We start from the raw sequence: 21,589 nt of genomic DNA on the forward strand, positions 1-21,589 counted from the left end.
AATAACCTGCTAAATTTTAGAAAAAAAATAAATGCCTACTTCACAAACAATACCATAGTCTCAATATGCTTTGTTTGAGAAAACATATCCATTAAGGATATTTTTTCAATACGATAACCCTGTGCTAGCAATAATTCACTATCTTTGGCTAAGGTTGCCGGATCACAACTGACATATAACACGCTATTAATATTTAAATGTACTAATTGTTGTAACGCTTGATAAGCGCCAGCACGGGCGGGATCTAATAGCAGCTTAGTATATTTTTTATTTGCCCAAGTTTCCTCTTTCCAGTGACTATTTAAGTCAGCTTGATAAAACTCACAATTACTTAAACTATTTTGCAAAGCGTTTTTCTGCGCGTTGCTGACCATAAGTTCAACACCTTCAATACCGACAACTTGCGCAACTTTTTTAGCTATTGGTAAGCTAAAATTACCTAAACCACAAAATAAATCTAAAACAATATCTTGCTCGGTCAAGTTTAACCATTGAATGGCTTGATTTATCATGCTTTTATTAACTTGGTGGTTAACCTGAATAAAGTTGTCGCTACTAAAAGAAATAACAATATTGTCAGCTAAACTATAGTGCAAACTAGTTAAAGTCGCTTTATCGAGCGTTACGACCTCTTTACCTAAATCAAAGAGAATATCACAAGAAAAATCATCACTGAATGCTTGCCAGTGACTTTTATCTTGCTTGGTCAGCGGCTCTAACTGGCGCACGACTACCGTCACTTTTTCTGTGGCAATAACTTCAATATGACCAATAGCATTTTTACCTGATAATTTTTTTAGTAATGCTCTTAAGGGTAAAAAAATATTATTTACCGGCTCGACGAGTACAGGGCAACTTTTAATATTAATCAGCTGATTGCTGCCCCTCTGTCTAAAACCAATAATGGCTTGGCCTGCTTTATTATATTGCACACCAATACGTGCCTTGCGGCGATAATGCCAAGGCTGGCTGACGATAGGCGCTTGCCAAGGAAGTGACTGTTCGTGGTTGCTTCGCGAAAATAAATCACTGACCTTCTGCTGCTTAAAATCAAGCTGAGTACTAATGGCTAAATGCTGTAAATCACAGCCACCACAACTGAGAAAGTGCTGGCACTTAGCGGCAATACGTTGTTTATTAGCAACGGATACGTCAATTAACTTGCCACGACTATATTTGTTTTTTTGTTCAATAACCTTCACTTTTACAACTTCATCAGGTAAAGCACCATCAATAAATATAGGTTTTTTATTGTGTAAACCTACGCCACAGCCGTTAATATCAAGACGAGTAACCTTGATGCTAACTTCTTGACCTAGTTCTTGTTTTTTAGCTGTTGCTTTAAAAAAATTCGCCATAACGAAATATACCTGTTAAGTGCTATAAATTTATATGACGATATGCCATGATAAGGTTATTCAATGTCATGATTTTACACTAAAGTTCAGCAGATAATGCATAAAATAAGTCTGAAAGATTGGGTAATTTTACTTACCATAGTGCCAACCACGTTAATCGCTTTCTCGATAGCTAGCTATTTTTCATATAGCCGTTATGACGAATTAAATACTTTTTTAACGCAGCGCTCTCAAAGTATTATTGAACCCCTAGCAATTGCTAGCTCTTTAGGTATGTTAAACAAAGATCGTATTCAACTGCGTAATTTGATGAATTTCACCCATCGCAGTCAATCATCAATTATCAAAAGTATTGCTGTTTTTACTAAAGATAACCAAGTTTTTGTCACCAGCTCTTACCACGGTGACGCCAATTTATTACGTCTAAAAGCAGGGCAAGTTATTCCCAACAGCACTATTTTCTCTAAAAATGGTGATGACTTTATTTTTCATAGTCCTATTATTAATGAAACCTTGATAAATGAGGCAACTCGCTCAATGTCTCAAGACAATATTGGCTATATTGCTATGCAGATTGACAGCAGCAATATACGTTTAAAACAACAAGACCAGATGCTATTTTCTTTTCTCATTGTCTTGCTTGGTAGTGCTTTTAGTGCCTTTTTCTCTTATCGATTAATTAAAAACTTTACGCGTCCAATCGGTGCAATGGTACTTGCCGTTGATCGTATTAGAGAAGGAAAGCTAGATAGTCGGGTCACAGGACAGTTGATTGGTGAATTAAACTTTTTGAAAAATGGTGTCAATGCGATGGCACAATCATTAGGTGATTACCAAGAAGAAATGCAAGGCAGCATAGATCAAGCCACGACCGATTTACGAGAAAGTTTAGAACAATTTGAAATACAAAACGTTGAACTTGATATCGCTAAACGAAAAGCACAAGAAGCGAATAAAGTTAAATCAGAATTTTTAGCCAATATGAGTCACGAACTGCGCACACCACTTAATGGTGTTATTGGTTTTACTCGCCAGGTATTAAAGACACCGCTGACAATTACCCAGCGCGATTATTTACAAACCATAGAGCGCTCCTCGGCTAACTTGTTAGCTATTATTAATGATATTTTAGATTTTTCGAAGTTAGACGCTGGAAAAATGGTTATCGAAAACATTCCTTTCTCGATGCGAGAAACGGTCGAGGAAACATTAACATTACTTGCGCCAACATCTCACAAAAAAAATATTGAGTTATCTTTACGTGTTAATCCGCAATTACCTGATGCTCTCATTGGTGATGCCATGCGAATTAAGCAGGTCTTGATCAACCTGACCAGCAACGCCATGAAATTTACTGACAAAGGCTCTGTTGATATTGATGTCGACAGCGAGCGTATTGAAAATAATATTGCGGTTTTAAAAGTAACCATTAAAGATACCGGTATTGGTATGAGCCATGAGCAACAGAAAACTATTTTTGAGGCTTTTGGTCAAGCGGATAAAAGTGTTACGCGGCTTTATGGTGGTACAGGATTAGGCTTAGTTATTTCTCAACGCTTAGTCACTGAAATGAATGGCAATATGGGTTTTTCTACCGAGCAAGGTCAAGGTTCAACATTTTGGTTTACTTTTCGTTGTGAAGTAAATCCTATCTCTATTGATAATATTTTTGATAATCATGAGTTAGCCGGTAAAAGTGTTCTTTATTTTGAACCTCATACGCATAGCCGTATTGCGACCAGCGAAATTCTTACCGATTGGAACTTGGCTGTTCATCCGGTTCAAAACTTAGTACAAGTTAACGATCTATTAAATCAAAAGGTGCATTTTGATTTTGCTCTAATAAGTCATGATATAACGCCCACAGCATTAGTTGAGCTAAAAGAACTTATCGTCACACTCTCAAAAAACGTGACTCAAATTCATTTAGCAATTAACAGTAACTCCCCTAATTTACAGGAAGCATTGATCGCTTGTGGAGCGAAAAGCTGTTTAAGTAAACCCATTACGCCAGAGCGATTAAATAAGGTACTGTTACCGCGAAATCACCTGCTAGATATCGTAAGATCAACGTCAGAAGACAATAAAATTCCAGTTAAAATTTTGGCGGTTGACGACAATGAAGCCAATTTAAAGCTTATTAATGAACTTTTACTCGAACAAGTCAATGAGGTTACTACTGCCGTAAATGGCCAAGAAGCGGTAGATATTTGTAAACATGAAAAATTTGCAATGATATTCATGGATATTCAAATGCCGATAATGGATGGCATCTCCGCCCTAAAAAGCATTAAAGCAATCACTTTTAATGACAATACTCCCGTTATCGCAGTAACCGCCCATGCCCTTAAAGAAGAAAAAGATAAACTGTTGAAACTGGGCTTTGACTCTTATATGACTAAGCCTATTGACGAAGCTATGTTACGCCACTGTATTTATGAATATTGTGATTTAACACAGCCACAAAATATTAAAACAATGAAAAATAAAAATATCGATAACACAGATTTAGATCAGCAAGTTTTTGATGCTAACAACGCAACCATTATGCACCGACGAAACCATCAAGTAATTGACTGGCCTTTAGCATTAAAACGAGCAGGCAATAAAGAAGAACTTGCCAAAGAGATGTTTAAAGGTTTAGTGCAAAGTCTGCCTGAAACAAAACTGAATATTTCTGAAGCATTGACCTCGCAAGATGTTGAGCAATTAAAAGTACTTATTCATAAGCTTAACGGCGCTTGTTGTTACTCGGGTGTGCCCAGCCTAGGACGTGTTGTTCATCAGATAGAAACAGAACTGAAAAGTGGTGTCACTATCGATGACTTAGAGCCTGAATTTTTTGAATTCTTTGAACACATTGATAATGTCATCAATCAAGCACCAGAAGTTTTTAATAAAAAGCCTAACACTGAGCACTAATAATTATTTGATAATACTTTAGCTTTAAAAAACAAGTGACACCGCTAAGCTTATAGGCTCAATGACTTACTTAAGATTAAATATAGGCGTTAGTGCTTAGGTAAAGGTGACTAGGTTTAATCTTATGGCAAGACCTAAAATCGATACGATTCAAAGGCTAATCAAGTAACAGCTGATTAATATCGGCAACTAAACTAGTACTGGGCCTTTCAATAATTCGCCCCAGCTCTTCGGTTTTACTTTCATCTCGATAAACAACGATAGTTGGCGTGAATTTGACATTATTTTCTTTGGCTAATTGCTGAGGGTCTTCTTTTTGGTAATCAAGTGCAATAAGTGTGGCACTAATTTGCTTATTGCCTTGCAGTAATTTAAGTAGTTTAGGCACTTCACGTTCACTGTCATGACACCAAGTCGCAAAATAAATGTCTATTTTTAATGATTCAGGCCACTGCGCAACAATTTCTTTTTCTTGCTCAGTAATTAAAGACTCATTGAAGTTTTTATTAAAAGCACTAAAGTCACTCAACAAGCTAGCTTCACTGATCACACCTAAGGCAAAGCCATTATTATCCTCCGCGTGAACTGATAATGACAATAGATGGCAAAAAGCTATAGTGAATACTGCGAGTAAGACTTTTATCATTGCGACTCTACTTATGTTATATCCGTGCTACTGCAACCTAGCTGTTTAGCAATTTTTTAGTAGCACGGTAATGTTTAATGTTTTTTTAATTCGTTAGCTTTTAATAACATGACTTTGCTTTCTTGTAAAAAGATATCGGCATAATCACCAAACCAATCGGAGACTTGGTTAAACATGGTAACAAAAGCATCTTTATCACCCATTTCAACATCTTCTAACAACTCTAGAAACCGATAAGCGAAACGTTTCATCATCGCGACATTATCTTGATTTGAAAAAATGATATCAGTATAAAGCACAGGATCTTGAGCAAATAAACGACCCACCATAATTAACTCTAAACGATAAATCGGCGAACTCATTTCAACAAGTTGAGAAATGTCAGCCCCTTCAGTCATTAAGTGATAACCGTAGGCTATTGTTGAAAAATGTCTCATAACTTGAACCATAGACATTGCTTGATCGTGCGCCGACGCATCGACGGGATAAATCTTTGCTCCCCAAACCTGAAATTGTTTCAGCAACCAATTATATTGCTCGGGTAAACGCCCTTCGCAAGTAATAATTGTTTGTTTGATTAACCCTGACACATCAGGTCCAAACATTGGGTGTAAACCAACAACCGGTCCTTGATGAACTTTCATCATTTCATAAAGTGGCATTTCTTTTACGCTAGTCACATCAGCTAAAATGCATGTTTTGGGTAAACGAGAAAGCTTCTGAATAATCATTGATGTTAAGCGAATAGGTACAGCAACAATAACGACACCGGCTTGGGCAAGGATATTGTCACTATTTGGCCAGTCATCTTGTTCAAGAACGGCTACCTGATAGCCAGAGCGCTCAAATAAATCAACAAACACTTTACCTAACTGTCCGTTACCACCGATAACAACTATTTTGCCACTCTCTGTATTGACACATTGATAGCCACTCGCATCTTGACTGATGTAAGAATCACTCATTAGCCGTCTTAAAATATCTTCAATTAATTCTGGAGACACGCCTGCCTCCATCGCCTGTTGACGCCGCATCGTCAGTAATTGAGCTTCTCGGTCAGGTGCATAAATTGGCATGCCAACTCGGCTTTTTAGCTCACCTACTTTAGTGGTCACTCTGCGGCGCTTGGCTAATAGCTCGACTAATTGAGTATCTATCTCATCAATTTCATTTCTCAATGCGGTTAACTGAGGAGCTATACTTTTCTTATCCATTAATTTACTCATTTACGTTTCGCGTACTCGCCTTTATATCGATTTAAGATAAACGCTTCTTTAAAACATCATTAAGTTTATCGGTCGCATTTGCTAATAAAAGTGCCGTATCATTAAAATCAATACATGCATCAGTAACTGAAACACCATACTTTAATGACTCTTTCGGGCCATTAGAACTTTGGTTGCCTGCATTTATATGACTTTCTAACATTATACCAATAATTGATTTATTACCTTCAATAATTTGGTCAAATACATTTTCTGCCACCAATGGCTGGCGACGGTAATCTTTATTTGAATTACCGTGCGAACAATCGATCACAATACCAGGCTCTAAACCTTGTACATTCAATTCTTTCTCACATAACGCAACATTAGCAGCATCATAGTTAGGTTTTTTACCACCACGTAAAATAACATGACCATCAGGGTTTCCAGAAGTTTTAATCAATGATACTTGTCCTTGACGGTTTATTCCCATAAAGCGATGTGAAGACGCTGCTGACTGCAAAGCATTAATAGCTACATCTAGGCTACCATTGGTGCCATTTTTAAAACCAATAGGCATAGAAAGACCTGACGCCATTTCTCTATGTGTTTGCGATTCAGTTGTTCTGGCGCCAATCGCCGACCAGCTAAAAAGTTCAGCCAAGTATTGTGGGCTAATGGGATCAAGCGCTTCGGTGGCTAATGGCAAACCTAAATCTGTTAAGTAAATCAATAATTCTCGAGCTTTACGCAAACCCGTTTCAACATCAAAGGTACCATCCATATGAGGATCGTTTATTAAACCTTTCCATCCAACGGTCGTGCGAGGCTTTTCAAAGTAAACACGCATAACAATATAAAGGCTGTCTTGATGCTTATCATGTAAAGCTTTTAACTTTTGGGCATATTCTTTAGCGGCATCGAGATCATGCACAGAACAAGGGCCTGAAATAACGAGTAAGCGATGGTCTTTTTTATGAATAATGTCAGCGATCACCTTGCGGGCAGCTTTAACAAAATTACGTCCACTTTCTGACAAGGGGAGTTCATCTCTTAATTGATCAGGCGTTATTAATACATCTTCTGAATTGACATGAATATCGTTAAGGGTTTTTACGTGCGGACCTTTACTAGGTTGAGCGTTCGGTAATGAGTTAGACATTGTATTTTCCATTTATCGCAAGATTGTTTATTAAAGTAAATATAGAACAAAAGAACTAAGTGTGACTTAGCAAAAGAAGGGTTAGTAATAATATCGATGTTGTTGGCTTTTCATAATAGTTCCGCTAATCTCTATATCGTAAAGAATTATTTACTCTATTTGTACACAATATCTTACAGGGGTTTTTTTTGAAGGTACAGTAGTTTTAGTGTTTTTATTCTAGGTTATGTTCAGGGTAAAAGGTATAACGTGGTTCCGTGACTACATGGACATAGGATGTATAGTAACGCAGCAGCAGTACCGATATGGCAAAGAAGGTAGTCACGACTACAGCTATTTAGCATGCAGAGGGAAGTGTCTAAGCATAAGTCGAGCATAGCCTATCGCAGCATGCTCTATTTACGCCATTAGTGCAGGTATTCGAGCCATTTCCCCGCCAATAAAAACATTAAAAGCGCCCTAAGGCGCTTTTAATTAAGTGCTCGTTAGTGACTAACTATCATGAACAATTCGATTACTTATTAAGTTTTCTACAACGCTAGGATCTGCCAAGGTCGATGTATCCCCTAAGGTATCAATATCGTTTTCAGCAATTTTACGTAAGATGCGACGCATTATTTTACCAGAACGTGTTTTTGGCAAGCCAGGTGCATACTGAATATAATCAGGTTTTGCAAAACGGCCTAACTCCTTAGCAACAAACTCAGTTAGTTCTTTCAGTAACTCTGGTGATTCACTCGCACTAGCCATTAAAGTCACATAAGCATAAACTCCTTGGCCTTTAATTTCATGCGGATAACCAACAACAGCAGCTTCGGCTACAGCAGGATGAAGCACTAAAGCACTTTCGATCTCAGCAGTACCTAAACGATGGCCCGAAACATTAAGGACATCATCAACACGTCCGGTGATCCAATAAAACCCGTCCTCATCACGACGTGCACCATCTCCAGTAAAATAATTACCAGGATATTGGCTTAAATAGGTTTGATAAAAACGCTCATGATCGCCATAAACTGTCCGTAACTGCCCAGGCCAACTGCCTGTTATGATTAATAAACCTTGGTCAGCACCTGCAAGTGTATTACCTTCTTTATCAAACAATGCTGGCTGAACACCAAAAAACGGTTTACCTGCTGCACCTGGTTTCATATCAACAGCACCAGGTAATGAAGTAATTAGAATCCCCCCTGTTTCTGTTTGCCACCAAGTATCAACAATAGGACAGTTAGACTTACCAACCACTTCATAATACCAATGCCAAGCTTCAGGATTAATAGGCTCGCCAACCGTACCCAGTAAACGCAACGATGAAAGATCTGATTGATGGACTAAATCGTCGCCAATACTCATCAAGGCTCTTATCGCAGTAGGTGCAGTATAAAAAATATTAACTTTATGCTTTTCACATATTTGCCAGAAACGTCCAGCATCAGGGTAAGTAGGTACCCCTTCAAATACTAGTGTAGTTGCACCGTTAGCTAACGGGCCATAGAAAATATAAGAGTGACCGGTGATCCAACCTGCATCTGCAGTACACCAATAAATTTCGCCATCTTTATAGTCAAAAACATATTTATGAGTCATCGCGGCATAGAGCGAATAACCACCACAGGTATGTAAAACACCTTTTGGTGTGCCTGTTGAACCTGATGTATAGAGAATAAACAATGGATCTTCTGCATCCATGACCTCTGGTTCACAAACAGCTGATTGCTTGGCAACTTCTTCTTCGTAACTGATGTCTATTTTGTCATTCCATGCGACATCACCACCGGTGCGTGCAACGACAATAACTGTATGTACATTGGGGCATTCGGCAACAGCTTCATCAACGTTCACTTTTAGTGGAATAACACGACCGCCACGTAAGCTTTCATCTGAAGTGATAACAACTTGGCAATCAGCATCAGCAACTCGTGAGCGGATAGCCTCAGTTGAGAAACCACCAAAGACAACAGAATGTACCGCGCCAATTCGAGCACAGGCTAACATGGCATAACCCACTTCAGGGATCATCGGCATATAGATACAAACCCTATCACCTTTTTTAACACCACGTGCTTTTAATAAGTTCGCTAAACGACAAACATGATCATGTAATTCTTGATAAGTGATTTTTTTGTCGTCACTGGGATCATCGCCTTCCCAAATGATAGCCGTATCATTGGCTTTAGTAGCTAAGTGACGATCAATACAGTTATAACTTACATTTAATTTACCACCAGAAAACCATTTAATATCAGCCGTTTTCAAGTCAACATCACTAACACTGTCCCAGGGCTTATACCAATCAAGAAATTTTTCAGCTTGCTCACCCCAAAATACATCAGGTTGTTCAATCGATTGCTTGTACATCGCATCGTATGTTGCACTATCAATATGAGTGTGTGCTTTAGCTTGTTCTAAAACTGGATAACAGCTTTTCAATTCTTTCATGTTGAGTCCTTCATTGCTGACTTGATATTATATCAAGTTGATTATTGCTTAAATGCTATTGATATTCATCTAAGCACTAATAGATTTTGAGGTTATTTTTAAAACAGTGACAACATCATATAGGAAGTTAATTAGTGCGACTACTCAACTAAAGTCGAATACGCCTGATTAAATTTACATTAAAATGAAAAAAGATAATTGCCTACTAATAAGATTAACATTGAAACCTAACAATGACAACGCTGTCATTGTTAGGTTAAAAAAAAGCAAAATAAATTGCTATTAGCGGACCAAGGAGCCTTTAATAGATACGTTAACGAATAGTGATATCGGGGGAACCGTCAATTTCACCATCTTCGGTAATGATAACAGTACCACTATTATTTGATAATACAGCAATGCTACGTCCATTGTTATTACGTATAAAAAGCAATTGATAGCCAAACTTACCTAGACTACCCGCTGAAAACTTTTGAGCAAGTGTTAGCTTCTCCCACCAAACTGAATGCTCAGGAGATTCGTGTCTTCTCTCATTGAAAGGTTGCTTTTGTAGTTGCATAACTTATCCACCCGTTAAATAAATACTAACGTCATTGTATCAATATAGCCCAGATAAACAGCGGTGCCTATTGTTAGTATAGAACAGATTTTACCAACGTAGATTTTTTTATTGCTTTAACTAGCGAGAAAGTACCACGAACGCGGTAGCATATAATGCTTCATCAGAGAGCGAAATGTGCCAGTTTTCAGCCCCTAATTCAGTTGCTAACTCTGCTGCACGACCACTTAGTAGTAGTTGTGGCTGACCAGAAGCTAATGATTTTATTTCAAAATTTTGAAATGAAACCCCATTGGCTATGCCGGTACCAAGCGCTTTGGATGCTGCTTCTTTTCCTGCCCAGCGCTTTGCTAAATATAATGCAGGGGTTTTTAACGATTGGTATTTTTCATATTCTATTGGCGTTAACACACGAAGCGCTAATCGGTCTCGCACCTTAATCGCCATTTTTTCTATACGGCTTATTTCAATAATATCAGTGCCGATGCCAACTACAGACATAATGAATCACTTTTTTAAGCGCTAGATAAATGCTGTATTAACATTTAGTTTAGCTTCACTTGGTTAAATAAGGCAGAACTTTATTAGCTCTGCCGAGTAGGTTCTAGGTGCTGTGCTCTAAAAAGTTAACTACGCGCTTCTCTCATTAGCTGTTTCATATCGCGAATAGCTTTGTCTAATCCGTCAATCACCGCTCGAGCAATAATAGCATGACCAATGTTAAGTTCGATTATCTCTTCAATTGCCGCAATAGGTTTAACATTAAAGTAATTTAACCCGTGCCCAGCATTAACTTTCAAACCATTAGCATGCGCATATTTAATACCTTCAATTAAACGGATCAATTCAATTTTTTGATCTTGTTCATTTTTTGCATCAGCATAATGGCCAGTATGAATTTCAATATAAGGAGCTTTACTTGCAATAGCAGCATCAATTTGACTTTTATCAGCATCAATAAATAAACTTGTTTCTATACCTGCAGCAGTGAGTTGTGCCACTGCACGGCTAATTTTATCAAAATTACCAACAATGTCTAAGCCACCTTCAGTCGTCAACTCTTCACGTTTTTCAGGGACTAGGCAACAAAATTCTGGTTTAACCTCACATGCTATAGCCAGCATTTCATCAGTGACCGCCATTTCAAAATTCATTCGGGTATGCAATGTTTGCTTTAGTACATAAATATCACGGTCTTGAATATGACGGCGGTCTTCACGTAAATGCACGGTAATGCCATCGGCTCCAGCGTGCTCTGCTACTGATGCAGCATAGACAGGATCAGGATAATTTGTGCCTCTTGCTTGTCTTAAGGTAGCAATATGGTCAACATTAACGCCTAATAATAGTTCGCTCATTTTTTTATCTCTTAAATTTATGAATTTTTTGTAAATAATTTCCGGCTATTAAGTGGTTTACCATCTAGTAAATGATTAATAATTTGCCGCATCAGCACTTTATACGTTTGCATGACGTCTTTAGATGATAAATCTTCTTCGGCTATCGCCTTTAAATGCACAGCATTGTAACCAGTCTGTACCTGCTTGCTTATTATCGGGACAAAACCTTGTTCAGGGAAATAATGATAACGATGATTATTTTCTGAAAATATCGTTGAATAATCAATAGTTAACCCTAATTCTTCTAGTAATCTATTTTCAAAATTCCTCAATATAAATTCAATTGAACGTTGTTCCGATAATTGTTCAATACTTTGTTGATATTGACAAAAAAGTTCGTCATAAGGGATATGTTCACCCAGTAGACGCACTTGTAACTCGTTAAGGTAAAAGCCACTGTAGAGGTAATTACCACTGAGCTGGTAGGATTTTCTTTCGGGTTCGACACGTTGTAAATACTTGAGGCTGCCTTGACCTTTCAAAACAATTTTTAGCGGAGAGAAAGGTTGTAGTAAAGCTTTTTTATTAGATTTTAAGGACTTACCTAAATAAGAAATAGCAGACACTTTTCCTTGTTGAGCGGTTAAGAATTCAAGCAATATTTGATTTTCACGATAAGGTCGTGAATGCAATAAAAAAGCACTTTGCTCAAATTCTTCCATTATTTTTAGTCCAGTAGACGGTTCGAAGTCTAACCTGAATATTCATCCCCATAGCCTAAACTACGCAGTGCACGTTCATCATCAGCCCAGCCAGATTTCACTTTCACCCAAGTTTCAAGAAACACTTTCTGTTCAAAAAGCGCTTCCATATCACGACGAGCTTCTTGACCAATTGTTTTAAGTCGCTCCCCACCATTACCTATAACCATACGCTTTTGACTTTTTCGTTCCACTAAAATCAGCGCATTAATATGGATGATACCCTTTTCGTCCATTTTAAATTGTTCAACTTCGACGGTCGTTGAATAGGGCAATTCATCACCAGTGAAACGAATAAGTTTTTCACGAATAATTTCAGAAGCCATAAAACGACTTGAACGGTCAGTAACATAATCATCTGGGAACCAGAAATCACCTTCAGGCAGTGAACTAAGACAAAGTTGACGAATGGTATCAACGTTATCGCCTTTCGCTGCAGAGATAGGTACGATATCACTAAAGTTGTGCTTCTCGCCTAATTTCTGCAAGTGAGGTAATAATGATTCTTTATCTTGAACATTATCGATTTTATTAATCACTAAGATACAACGAGCGCCAGATTTTTTTATCTTACTAAGCACAAGTTCGTCATCAGTTGTCCAATGTGTACCTTCAACCAAGAAAACCACTAATTCGACTTCTGCTATTGAACTACTTGCAGCACGATTCATTAAGCGATTAATCGCGCGTTTCTCATCAGAATGCAAACCAGGAGTATCAACTAATACCGCTTGTTTATTTTCTTCTGTTAAAATTCCTAAAATACGATGGCGTGTCGTTTGTGGCTTGCGTGAGGTGATACTAATTTTTTGGCCTAACAAGCTGTTAAGCAATGTTGATTTACCAACATTAGGACGACCGACAATAGCAATTAAGCCACAATGTTTATTTTCACTTGTCATGATAATATTTCGCTGAGTTATTTTTTATCAAAAATGAGCGCGAGTACTTGTTGCGCTGCGGCTTGTTCGGCTTTACGACGGCTAGTGCCTTTAGTGATCACTTCGGTGTTTATCACATTGGTTGTACATCGCACAGTAAACTGTTGATTATGAGACTGACCACTGGTGTGAATGACTTCATAAAGTGGTAAAGCAATTTTACGTGCTTGTAAATATTCTTGTAAACGTGTTTTAGGATCTTTTTGTTCGTTACCGGGTCTAATAATATCTAATCGTTCAGCAAACCAGCTAAGCACTAACGCTTTAGTGGTGTCGTTATCTGAATCTAAATAGACAGCGCCGATAATTGCTTCAACGGCATCTTCTAAAATGGAATCTCGACGATGGCCACCGCTTTTTAATTCACCTGGGCCTAAAATTAAGTATTCGCCTAAATTAAAGCCTCGGCCAATTTCAGCTAAGGTAACACCTCGCACAAGGCTAGAGCGCATTCGTGTTAAATCACCTTCGTCATGAGAAGGAAATTGCTGATAAAGTACTTCAGCAATGACAAAACCAAGAATGGAGTCGCCAAGAAACTCTAAACGTTCGTTATGAGTTCCTTTAGCACTTCGGTGTGTTAATGCTTGAAGCAATAAGTCATTATCATTAAAGGTGTATCCTAACTTTTTACTGAGTCTAGTTAGTGCGACTGCTGAGCTTTTCACGATTAGTTTATTCCACCTAAACGTGAAAACCTGACATTAGTCGGTATCCACTTAGGTAAAAAGCTCTCTTCGTCACGATCAAAATCAAAACTCATCCAAATTGCTACGGCTTCGCCAACAAGATTTTCTTCGGGTACAAAGCCCCAAAAGCGTCCATCAAGGCTATTATCGCGGTTATCCCCCATCACATAATAATGACCTTCAGGTACAAAGAACTCATCGCGTTGGGTATTTTTCTGTTGATAAAAGTGCTGCGTGCGTGGCAGTATTTGATTATCCATTAAAATATCATGTGTCTTGTTTGGCATATCAGCCGTGTAACGGCTTAAGCCATATGAACCGTCAGGTGACTCATCTTCTTTTTTAAAGGTATTTATTACTTGCTCAAAGTCTGGGCATTTAACGTCACTTTCTTGACAAGCAGGCTTGATATATATGGATTTGTTACGATAAATAATTCTATCGCCAGGCAAACCAATAACACGCTTAATATAATCAATCTTTGGGTCTTGTGGATATTTAAAGACCACCACATCGCCACGTTCTGGTAGCCCGACCTCAATAAATTTATTACGTGCAACAGGATCGCGTAATCCATATACGAATTTATTGACTAAAATAAAATCGCCATCAAGTAATGTCGGCATCATAGAGCCCGAAGGTATTTGAAACGGTTCCCATAAAAAAGAACGTAAAATCAAAACAAAAGCGATAACCGGAAATATTTGTACCGACGTATCAACAATTGCTGAAGGCTCTAATAATTGAGCGATAACCTCAGCTGGCAAAACTTCTTGACATTGGGCTTGAGCGTCAGCTAATTTTAATTTACGTTGCGGCGCTAAATAAAACTTATCAGCTAACCAAACAATGCCAGTGATACTAGTAATAATAACGAGAAATATTGAAAAATAAACAGCCATAACTTCCCTACTAACTTTCTAATTTAAGTACAGCTAAAAACGCTTCTTGCGGTACTTCAACGTTACCAACTTGCTTCATACGTTTTTTACCATCTTTTTGTTTTTGAAGTAGTTTTTTCTTACGAGAAATATCACCACCATAACATTTTGCCGTAACATTTTTTCGTAATTGCTTAACGGTAGTACGAGCAATAACGTTATTACCAATCGCCGCTTGAATAGCAATATCAAACATTTGACGATGAATAAGTTCTTTTAATTTATCGACGAGCATACGGCCACGTGCGACCGAGTTACCTCTGTGGGTGATCATTGCTAAAGCATCAACGCGATCGCCATTTATCATCACATCAACGCGCACCATGTCGGCAGCTTCGAAGCGGATAAAATTATAATCAAGTGAAGCATAACCTCGACTCGTTGACTTTAACTTATCAAAAAAGTCCATGACCACTTCAGCCATAGGCAGCTCATATCTTACCGCTACTTGTTTTCCGTGATAAATAATATCTTTTTGCACACCGCGTTTTTCGATACATAAAGTAATAACATTACCTAAGTGTTCTTGGGGTACTAAGATATTTGCTTCAACAATAGGTTCACGAATTTCGTCAATACTGTTGATAGCCGGTAAATCTCCGGGGTTATCAATAGATATTACGTCACCGTTGGTACAAGCAATTTCATAGTTAACCGTAGGGGCTGTTGTAATAAGGTCAAGGTCATATTCACGCGCTAAACGCTCTTGAACAATCTCCATATGCAACATACCAAGGAAACCAATACGAAAGCCAAAGCCAAGCGCAGATGAGTTTTCTGGTTCAAAAAACAAAGAAGCATCGTTTAAGCTTAACTTGTTCAACGCATCACGGAAATTTTCGTAGTCATCAGAACTTATTGGGAAAATCCCAGCATAAACTTGCGGTTGAACCTTTTTGAAACCGGCAAGTGCTTTTGCGGCTTCTTTTTTATGAATGGTAATAGTATCGCCCACTGGCGCGCCATGTATTTCTTTAATACCAGCAATAATAAAACCAACTTCACCGGTTCTTAAAATACCCGTTTCTTTTTGTTTTGGTGTGAATATTCCGACTTTATCAATTTGGTGAACTTGTCCTGTCGACATGACCACCATTTTATCGCCTTTTTTCACTTCGCCATTCATCACACGCACTAATGAAACAACGCCTTGGTAATTATCAAACCAAGAATCAATGATCAAGGCTTGTAAGTTACCCGTAGGATCGCCGGTTGGCGCAGGGATATTGGCAACGATAGTTTCTAAAACATCTTCGATACCTAAGCCAGTTTTTGCAGAACACTGCACTGCACCTGTCGCATCAATACCAATGATATCTTCAATTTCTTCGCTAACGCGATCCGGATCCGCTTGAGGTAAATCAATCTTATTTAAAATTGGAATAACTTCTAGATCCATTTCAAGGGCGGTATAACAGTTGGCAACGGTTTGTGCTTCAACGCCTTGTCCGGCATCGACAACAAGTAAGGCACCTTCACAAGAAGCAAGTGAACGCGAAACTTCATAAGAAAAATCAACATGACCCGGCGTATCGATAAAGTTAAGCTGATACGTTTCACCATTTTTGGCTAAGTAATCAAGCGTAACACTTTGCGCTTTAATCGTGATGCCGCGCTCACGCTCAATGTCCATAGAGTCTAGGACTTGTGCTTCCATTTCACGTTCTTGTAAGCCACCACAATGTTGGATCAAGCGATCAGAAAGTGTAGATTTACCATGATCGATATGGGCGATAATTGAAAAGTTACGTATATTTTTCATAAATGGAAGTTCAAATAATGCTGTGGTTAATTCAATAGTGATGAGATTTTAGCGAATTTAGCGCGCTGGGGCTATCTTTATGTTGTGTTAACTTGTGTATATAGCCATTCAACTTCGAGATAGAGGTTTAAGCAAGTCGAAAATAGCTAAATTACTAGGCATTAGTCGCAGATAATCGTTATTTAACGGCTAATATTAATACGCAGAAGCGTCTACTTTAAAGACTTGTACTGGACACAGAATCAGTCGCAAAAATTTTAATCAGTAATTTCGACAATATTGATCATCGAGTTATGTATACGGAGAATTTTTGGGATTAACAAATTACAATATTTACCACGTTTTTGTTGGTGCCTCGCGAGCGAAAAACCTATGTATCCACCCAAAACGCCTAACGCTATCGCAAATAACTCGTGGCTAAATATGCTATTTTCAACCAGCCATTGGCCAAATACTGACGCGATGACTAGCCCCATCAATGGCCATAGATACACTTGCCAAGCGGTTAATAATAAATGCTTGTCTGATAAACCCAAGACCACAGTGTCACCAATTTTTACCGCTAATTCAGTTTCTAATTCTAAGCTAAGTTTAGCTTGTGGGAAAGCTTTAGCCACTTGACCACTGCCACAGTTATCAACCTGTTTACAGCCACTGCAGCTTGATTTAATTTGACTCTCCACGGTCACTTTATGCATAGCGGTTAGACCGGCATTTTCATCCGCCGCTAATTCTATGGCAACAACCGTAGCGTTTTCTTCAATCATGGTTTTTGAGGTGGTTTTATTGTGATTGCGTCGGCAATAGCCTTCGCTGTTTTAAACGGTATTTTTCCAACAATACTCACTTCAATACCATCGCTCACTTGGTTTAACACCAAAGTAGCTCCATCCATAACAAAGTCAGCATTGCGTTGTTTTTCTTGACTACCATTAACATAAATTGAAATATCGACTAAACCATCACTCAACAGCATAAATTCAACGGGTTGTTTTGTTAGTGATATTTTATGTCGATTAGCGTTAATTTGCGTAAAGCCCTCTGGCAACCAGTTAACATCCCATTGCAGTTCTTGCTGTTGGTATTCTTCAGGGATATCAACTAGCACAGGAAGTTCAGTCTCATTTAACTGTAAAACACTTTCTGAAGGTTTTTCTGTGATCTCAAGATGCGTAAACTGAATCTGCTCTAATTGTTGACCTTGTTTCGTCACAATAGACAACTTTAATAGCATACTTGATTGTTGGTCTAACCAAAGCCAATAGGCATAACGGTGGGTATTTTTTGCCTCTATTCTGATCAATTGTGCAGGTCGGCCTAAAACACGACTTCGGCCAACAGAAATAAAGTCATAAATATTTTCTAAGCGAGAAATATCGCCCGATAAAATAGCAGGAATAGGACCACTAATTTGTTGAGAAGTAACTGAATAAGGAGGCAGTTCAGGTTCGATATAGCTAACTACGTTGCCTTTGCGTAAAATATCGCGACGCGGTCCATTGAGTAAAGAAAGTATCTCAAGTTCTTTACCACTTTCATCAACACCATGGAACCAGTGATATGGCTGAGCTTGATTGTTTTTTACAACAACAAAAGACGTGCTAAAATTAAGTTTATTTAATGCGCTAGATAAACGTTCGAGCCAAACTTTTGCCGACTCACTTTCTTCACCAACCGCTGAAAAGCTGATGCTTAACAGCAGTAAAACATAACTTAAGAATTTCATTAATTACTTTTATTTGCCTTTTTGTTGTCAATACTAGTTGTTTCACTTTCATTGTCTGTATTTGTGCTATCAATCGTCAGTGAACCTAATTTAATTTGCTGTTGGTGATCAGACAGCAAAGCATGAAAACGACGTTGTTGATCAATAAAAGCTTGCTTTTGTGAAGCTCTGTCTGGTTCTTGAAAGTTCAAGCTGACCGGTTCAGCGAAACCTGCCATAGGAATAGTTTTTACTATTTGGCTAGGTAAAATAGTTTCATTATTTTGTGCAACATTACTTTGTACACCTAAAACCATTAAACCTGCGGCTGAAGCAGCAATCGCTAATTGACCAAAGGGTTTAGCAAACTCGACCACTTTATTTTTTAACTTAAGCATGAAAACATTAGTCGTTTTCGGTGCCAAAACGGTCGGTTCAGCGGCAATAGCTTTTGCTATTTCAGCAGATAAATCAAGTTGTAAGACATCAGGAATGTCATTACGTAAAACATCTCCAATTAAATGATAACGATCCCAAGTAGTCGACAAATGTTCATCGTTGATAATATCATCAAACGTTTTATCATTATGTTGAAAATTATCAACACAAGATGACACTGTTTCAAACTTACCTTCACTCATATATACACCTTAAAAATTAACACTTACATTCGTGTGAATTAAATTAATTTTATCTTCTATACCAAAAATCTACTCTGAATAGCTAGCTTTGTAATAATGGCCTAATTTTTTTATCTACAGCGTCTCGAGCTCTAAATATTCTCGAACGCACAGTCCCAACAGGACAATCCATAATATGTGCTATTTCTTCGTAACTTAACCCTTCTAATTCTCGAAGGTTAATTGCCGTTCGTAAATCATTGGGTAGTTGCTCAATGGTCTCAAAAATAACTTTTTTGATTTCATTGGTTAATAATAACTTTTCAGGAGAAGCATTTTCTCGCAAAGCTTCACCTGAATCATAAATTTCAGCATCTTCTACTTCTATATCAGAGCCCGGAGGTTTTCGATTACTCGCCACCATATGGTTCTTTGCGCAATTAACGGCTATGCGATAAAGCCAAGTATAAAAAGCACTATCTCCTCTAAAATTAGGTAAAGCTCTGTAGGCCTTAATAAATGCTTCTTGAACTATATCGGGTACATCACTGTGATTTTTTACATAACGCGACACTAAATTTGCTACTTTATGCTGATACTTTGTCACCAGAAGGTTAAAAGCATTTTTATCTCCGCGTTGTACTCGTTCAACCAATTTTTGGTCAACGTTTATTTCGCTCATCTGAGCCAATACTCCTAATTATTACTTACTTCTAAAATCCGGTTCAACATTTGGCTCATGGTAAACACATCAAGTAGGACTGCACTAATTTGAAAAAGTTCGAAAAAAATTTAAATAAGTCATAAAACTATCCAAATTTCGTCTTTATTTCTAAATACAGCCCATTTTATCTGTTACCACAGGTGAATAACCGTTAAGATTCCTGCTATATGTAGAATACATTAAAATCATAACTTTATGAACAAACAACACAACTGTGACGTATTAATTATTGGTAGCGGTGCCGCGGGTTTAACGCTTGCTTTACATTTAGCAAATAATGCCGATATCGTTGTACTCAGCAAATCCTTGGTTAATGAAGGTTCAACCTTTTACGCCCAAGGAGGCGTCGCTGCTGTTTTTGATGAGAATGATAGTGTTGCTGCTCATGTAAATGACACTTTAATTGCTGGTGCAGGCTTGTGTGACCAAGAAATAGTGCAATTTACCGCTGAAAATGCGCGAGCATGTTTGGAATGGCTAATTGGCCAAGGTGTTGACTTTGATCAAGAAGAAGATGAAAAAGGTGAGTTACGTTACCATCTAACCCGTGAAGGGGGTCATAGCCATCGCAGAATTCTTCATTCTGCTGACGCCACAGGTCAAGCCATTCAGACCACGTTAGTCGATCAAGTTAAAAATCATCCCCGTATTCGAATCTTTGAACGCTACAATGCGGTTGATTTAGTCTGTGAACAACCAAACGATACCAATAACCAGCAAAAGCGCTGTATTGGTGCCTACATTTGGAACCGAAATAGCGAATGCGTTGAACGTATATTTGCCCGTAAAACCATTTTAGCGACGGGGGGTGCAAGTAAGGTCTACCAATATACTTCAAACCCTGATGTTGCCAGCGGTGATGGTATAGCGATGGCGTGGCGAGCAGGATGCCGTGTCGCTAATATGGAATTTAACCAATTTCACCCGACATGTTTATTCCATCCTGATGCAGGAAATTTTTTGTTAACGGAAGCATTACGCGGCGAAGGCGCTATTTTACGTCGCCCTGATGGCAGTCGATTTATGCCAAGCTTCGATGAACGCGCCGAACTTGCACCTCGAGATATTGTTGCCCGCGCTATTGATTTTGAAATGAAGCGCCTCGGCGCTGATTGTATGTATTTAGATATTAGCCACAAACCTGCTGATTTTATTAAGCAACACTTCCCTAATATCTATGAAAAAACTCAATCTTTAGGCATCGATATTACCAAACAACCTATGCCCGTTGTGCCCGCTGCCCATTACACTTGTGGTGGTGTCATGATTAACAAGCAAGGTAAAACAGATATAGAGAGCTTGTATGCTATTGGCGAAGTCGCTTATACCGGCTTACATGGCGCTAATCGTATGGCAAGTAATTCGTTATTAGAATGTCTGGTATTTGCTCGCGCGGCGGCATTCGACATAGAACAAAAAATTGACCGTCAACAGAGTATTGTTGCGTTACCCGCTTGGGATGAAAGTCGCGTGACAAATTCTGATGAAGAAGTTGTTATACAACATAACTGGCATGAACTGCGATTATTTATGTGGGACTATGTCGGTATTGTCAGAACAACAAAACGTTTAGAAAGAGCGCTGCACCGTGTTGAATTATTGCAAAGAGAAATAGAAGATTACTATCAAAATTTTCGAGTCAGTAATAATTTACTAGAATTAAGAAACTTAGTACAAGTAGCTGAATTAATTATTAGATGTGCGATGGAACGTAAAGAAAGCCGTGGTTTGCACTACACGCTTGATTATCCTGAATTAAGTCAGGTAGCAACCCCAACTATTCTACGTCCTTAATATTAAGTGTTATGCTGAGTT

At 38.3% G+C, this 21,589-nt stretch carries 20 protein-coding genes; 3 read left to right on the plus strand and 17 right to left on the minus strand.

The annotated features are described in order from the left end of the window. Positions 1 to 35 precede the first annotated feature (35 nt). Entirely contained in the window at positions 36 to 1,358 is a 1,323-nt protein-coding gene (gene rlmD, locus A3Q34_RS07075; protein WP_070374726.1) for a 23S rRNA (uracil(1939)-C(5))-methyltransferase RlmD, read from the minus strand. Between the two features lie 96 nt (positions 1,359 to 1,454). On the opposite strand from rlmD, the gene barA reads away from it, so the two are divergent. Then, complete coding sequence (gene barA, locus A3Q34_RS07080; RefSeq protein WP_070374727.1) at positions 1,455 to 4,280, plus strand: two-component sensor histidine kinase BarA; 2,826 nt, start codon at positions 1,455 to 1,457, stop codon at positions 4,278 to 4,280. A gap of 157 nt (positions 4,281 to 4,437) precedes the next feature. On the opposite strand, the gene A3Q34_RS07085 is transcribed toward barA, so the two are convergent. The 12 genes from A3Q34_RS07085 to lepA form a co-directional block, all read right to left on the minus strand. Continuing rightward, positions 4,438 to 4,926 carry a thioredoxin family protein gene (locus tag A3Q34_RS07085; RefSeq protein WP_070374728.1) on the minus strand — a complete coding sequence of 163 codons (489 nt, stop codon included), beginning with the start codon at positions 4,924 to 4,926 and terminating at the stop codon, positions 4,438 to 4,440. 74 nt (positions 4,927 to 5,000) lie between these two features. Next, complete coding sequence (tyrA, locus tag A3Q34_RS07090) at positions 5,001 to 6,140, minus strand: bifunctional chorismate mutase/prephenate dehydrogenase (RefSeq protein ID WP_070377043.1); 1,140 nt, start codon at positions 6,138 to 6,140, stop codon at positions 5,001 to 5,003. Between the two features lie 43 nt (positions 6,141 to 6,183). Continuing rightward, positions 6,184 to 7,293, minus strand: coding sequence for a 3-deoxy-7-phosphoheptulonate synthase (locus A3Q34_RS07095; protein WP_070374729.1), 1,110 nt, complete (start codon positions 7,291 to 7,293; stop codon positions 6,184 to 6,186). 492 nt (positions 7,294 to 7,785) lie between these two features. Beyond that, positions 7,786 to 9,732: an acetate--CoA ligase gene (gene acs, locus A3Q34_RS07100; RefSeq protein ID WP_070374730.1), complete on the minus strand. Its 1,947-nt coding sequence runs from the start codon at positions 9,730 to 9,732 to the stop codon at positions 7,786 to 7,788. Between the two features lie 313 nt (positions 9,733 to 10,045). Next, the gene (locus A3Q34_RS07105; protein WP_070374731.1) at positions 10,046 to 10,291 is read right to left on the minus strand and encodes a hypothetical protein; all 246 of its coding nucleotides are present in this window, start codon (positions 10,289 to 10,291) and stop codon (positions 10,046 to 10,048) included. 120 nt (positions 10,292 to 10,411) lie between these two features. Continuing rightward, positions 10,412 to 10,792, minus strand: coding sequence for a holo-ACP synthase (acpS, locus tag A3Q34_RS07110; RefSeq protein WP_070374732.1), 381 nt, complete (start codon positions 10,790 to 10,792; stop codon positions 10,412 to 10,414). A gap of 125 nt (positions 10,793 to 10,917) precedes the next feature. Beyond that, positions 10,918 to 11,649 (minus strand): pyridoxine 5'-phosphate synthase, encoded by a 732-nt coding sequence (gene pdxJ / locus A3Q34_RS07115; RefSeq protein ID WP_070374733.1) that lies wholly within the window; start codon positions 11,647 to 11,649, stop codon positions 10,918 to 10,920. 17 nt (positions 11,650 to 11,666) lie between these two features. After that, positions 11,667 to 12,353 (minus strand): DNA repair protein RecO, encoded by a 687-nt coding sequence (gene recO / locus A3Q34_RS07120; protein WP_070374734.1) that lies wholly within the window; start codon positions 12,351 to 12,353, stop codon positions 11,667 to 11,669. Positions 12,354 to 12,382: 29 nt separating this feature from the next. Next, complete coding sequence (gene era / locus A3Q34_RS07125) at positions 12,383 to 13,294, minus strand: GTPase Era (protein ID WP_070374735.1); 912 nt, start codon at positions 13,292 to 13,294, stop codon at positions 12,383 to 12,385. Positions 13,295 to 13,311: 17 nt separating this feature from the next. Further along, entirely contained in the window at positions 13,312 to 14,001 is a 690-nt protein-coding gene (gene rnc / locus A3Q34_RS07130; protein ID WP_070374736.1) for a ribonuclease III, read from the minus strand. Between the two features lie 2 nt (positions 14,002 to 14,003). After that, positions 14,004 to 14,924 carry a signal peptidase I gene (lepB, locus tag A3Q34_RS07135; RefSeq protein ID WP_070374737.1) on the minus strand — a complete coding sequence of 307 codons (921 nt, stop codon included), beginning with the start codon at positions 14,922 to 14,924 and terminating at the stop codon, positions 14,004 to 14,006. 10 nt (positions 14,925 to 14,934) lie between these two features. Continuing rightward, a complete protein-coding gene (gene lepA, locus A3Q34_RS07140) occupies positions 14,935 to 16,725 on the minus strand; it encodes a translation elongation factor 4 (protein WP_070374738.1) in 1,791 nt (596 codons plus the stop codon). Positions 16,726 to 16,819: 94 nt separating this feature from the next. Between lepA and A3Q34_RS21250 the strand changes: the two genes are divergently transcribed. Continuing rightward, positions 16,820 to 16,900, plus strand: coding sequence for a helix-turn-helix domain-containing protein (locus A3Q34_RS21250; protein WP_157471099.1), 81 nt, complete (start codon positions 16,820 to 16,822; stop codon positions 16,898 to 16,900). Between the two features lie 82 nt (positions 16,901 to 16,982). On the opposite strand, the gene A3Q34_RS07145 is transcribed toward A3Q34_RS21250, so the two are convergent. From A3Q34_RS07145 to rpoE, 4 genes are all read right to left on the minus strand, one after another. Further along, positions 16,983 to 17,492 carry a SoxR reducing system RseC family protein gene (locus tag A3Q34_RS07145; protein WP_070374739.1) on the minus strand — a complete coding sequence of 170 codons (510 nt, stop codon included), beginning with the start codon at positions 17,490 to 17,492 and terminating at the stop codon, positions 16,983 to 16,985. Then, the gene (locus A3Q34_RS07150; RefSeq protein ID WP_070374740.1) at positions 17,489 to 18,451 is read right to left on the minus strand and encodes a MucB/RseB C-terminal domain-containing protein; all 963 of its coding nucleotides are present in this window, start codon (positions 18,449 to 18,451) and stop codon (positions 17,489 to 17,491) included. Before A3Q34_RS07150 ends, A3Q34_RS07145 begins: the two co-directional genes overlap by 4 nt. Further along, on the minus strand, positions 18,451 to 19,071 hold the full coding sequence (locus A3Q34_RS07155; protein ID WP_070374741.1) for a sigma-E factor negative regulatory protein: 621 nt from the start codon (positions 19,069 to 19,071) through the stop codon (positions 18,451 to 18,453). The genes A3Q34_RS07150 and A3Q34_RS07155 overlap by 1 nt, the downstream gene beginning before the upstream one ends. Before the next feature lie 82 nt (positions 19,072 to 19,153). Next, positions 19,154 to 19,732 (minus strand): RNA polymerase sigma factor RpoE, encoded by a 579-nt coding sequence (gene rpoE, locus A3Q34_RS07160; RefSeq protein ID WP_070374742.1) that lies wholly within the window; start codon positions 19,730 to 19,732, stop codon positions 19,154 to 19,156. A gap of 237 nt (positions 19,733 to 19,969) precedes the next feature. Here rpoE and nadB point away from each other — a divergent pair, with 237 nt between their 5' ends. Next, the gene (gene nadB / locus A3Q34_RS07165) at positions 19,970 to 21,568 is read left to right on the plus strand and encodes an L-aspartate oxidase (RefSeq protein WP_070374743.1); all 1,599 of its coding nucleotides are present in this window, start codon (positions 19,970 to 19,972) and stop codon (positions 21,566 to 21,568) included. Positions 21,569 to 21,589 lie beyond the last annotated feature (21 nt).

It is taken from the genome of Colwellia sp. PAMC 20917, assembly GCF_001767295.1.
In the GTDB taxonomy this organism is placed as follows: domain Bacteria; phylum Pseudomonadota; class Gammaproteobacteria; order Enterobacterales; family Alteromonadaceae; genus Colwellia_A.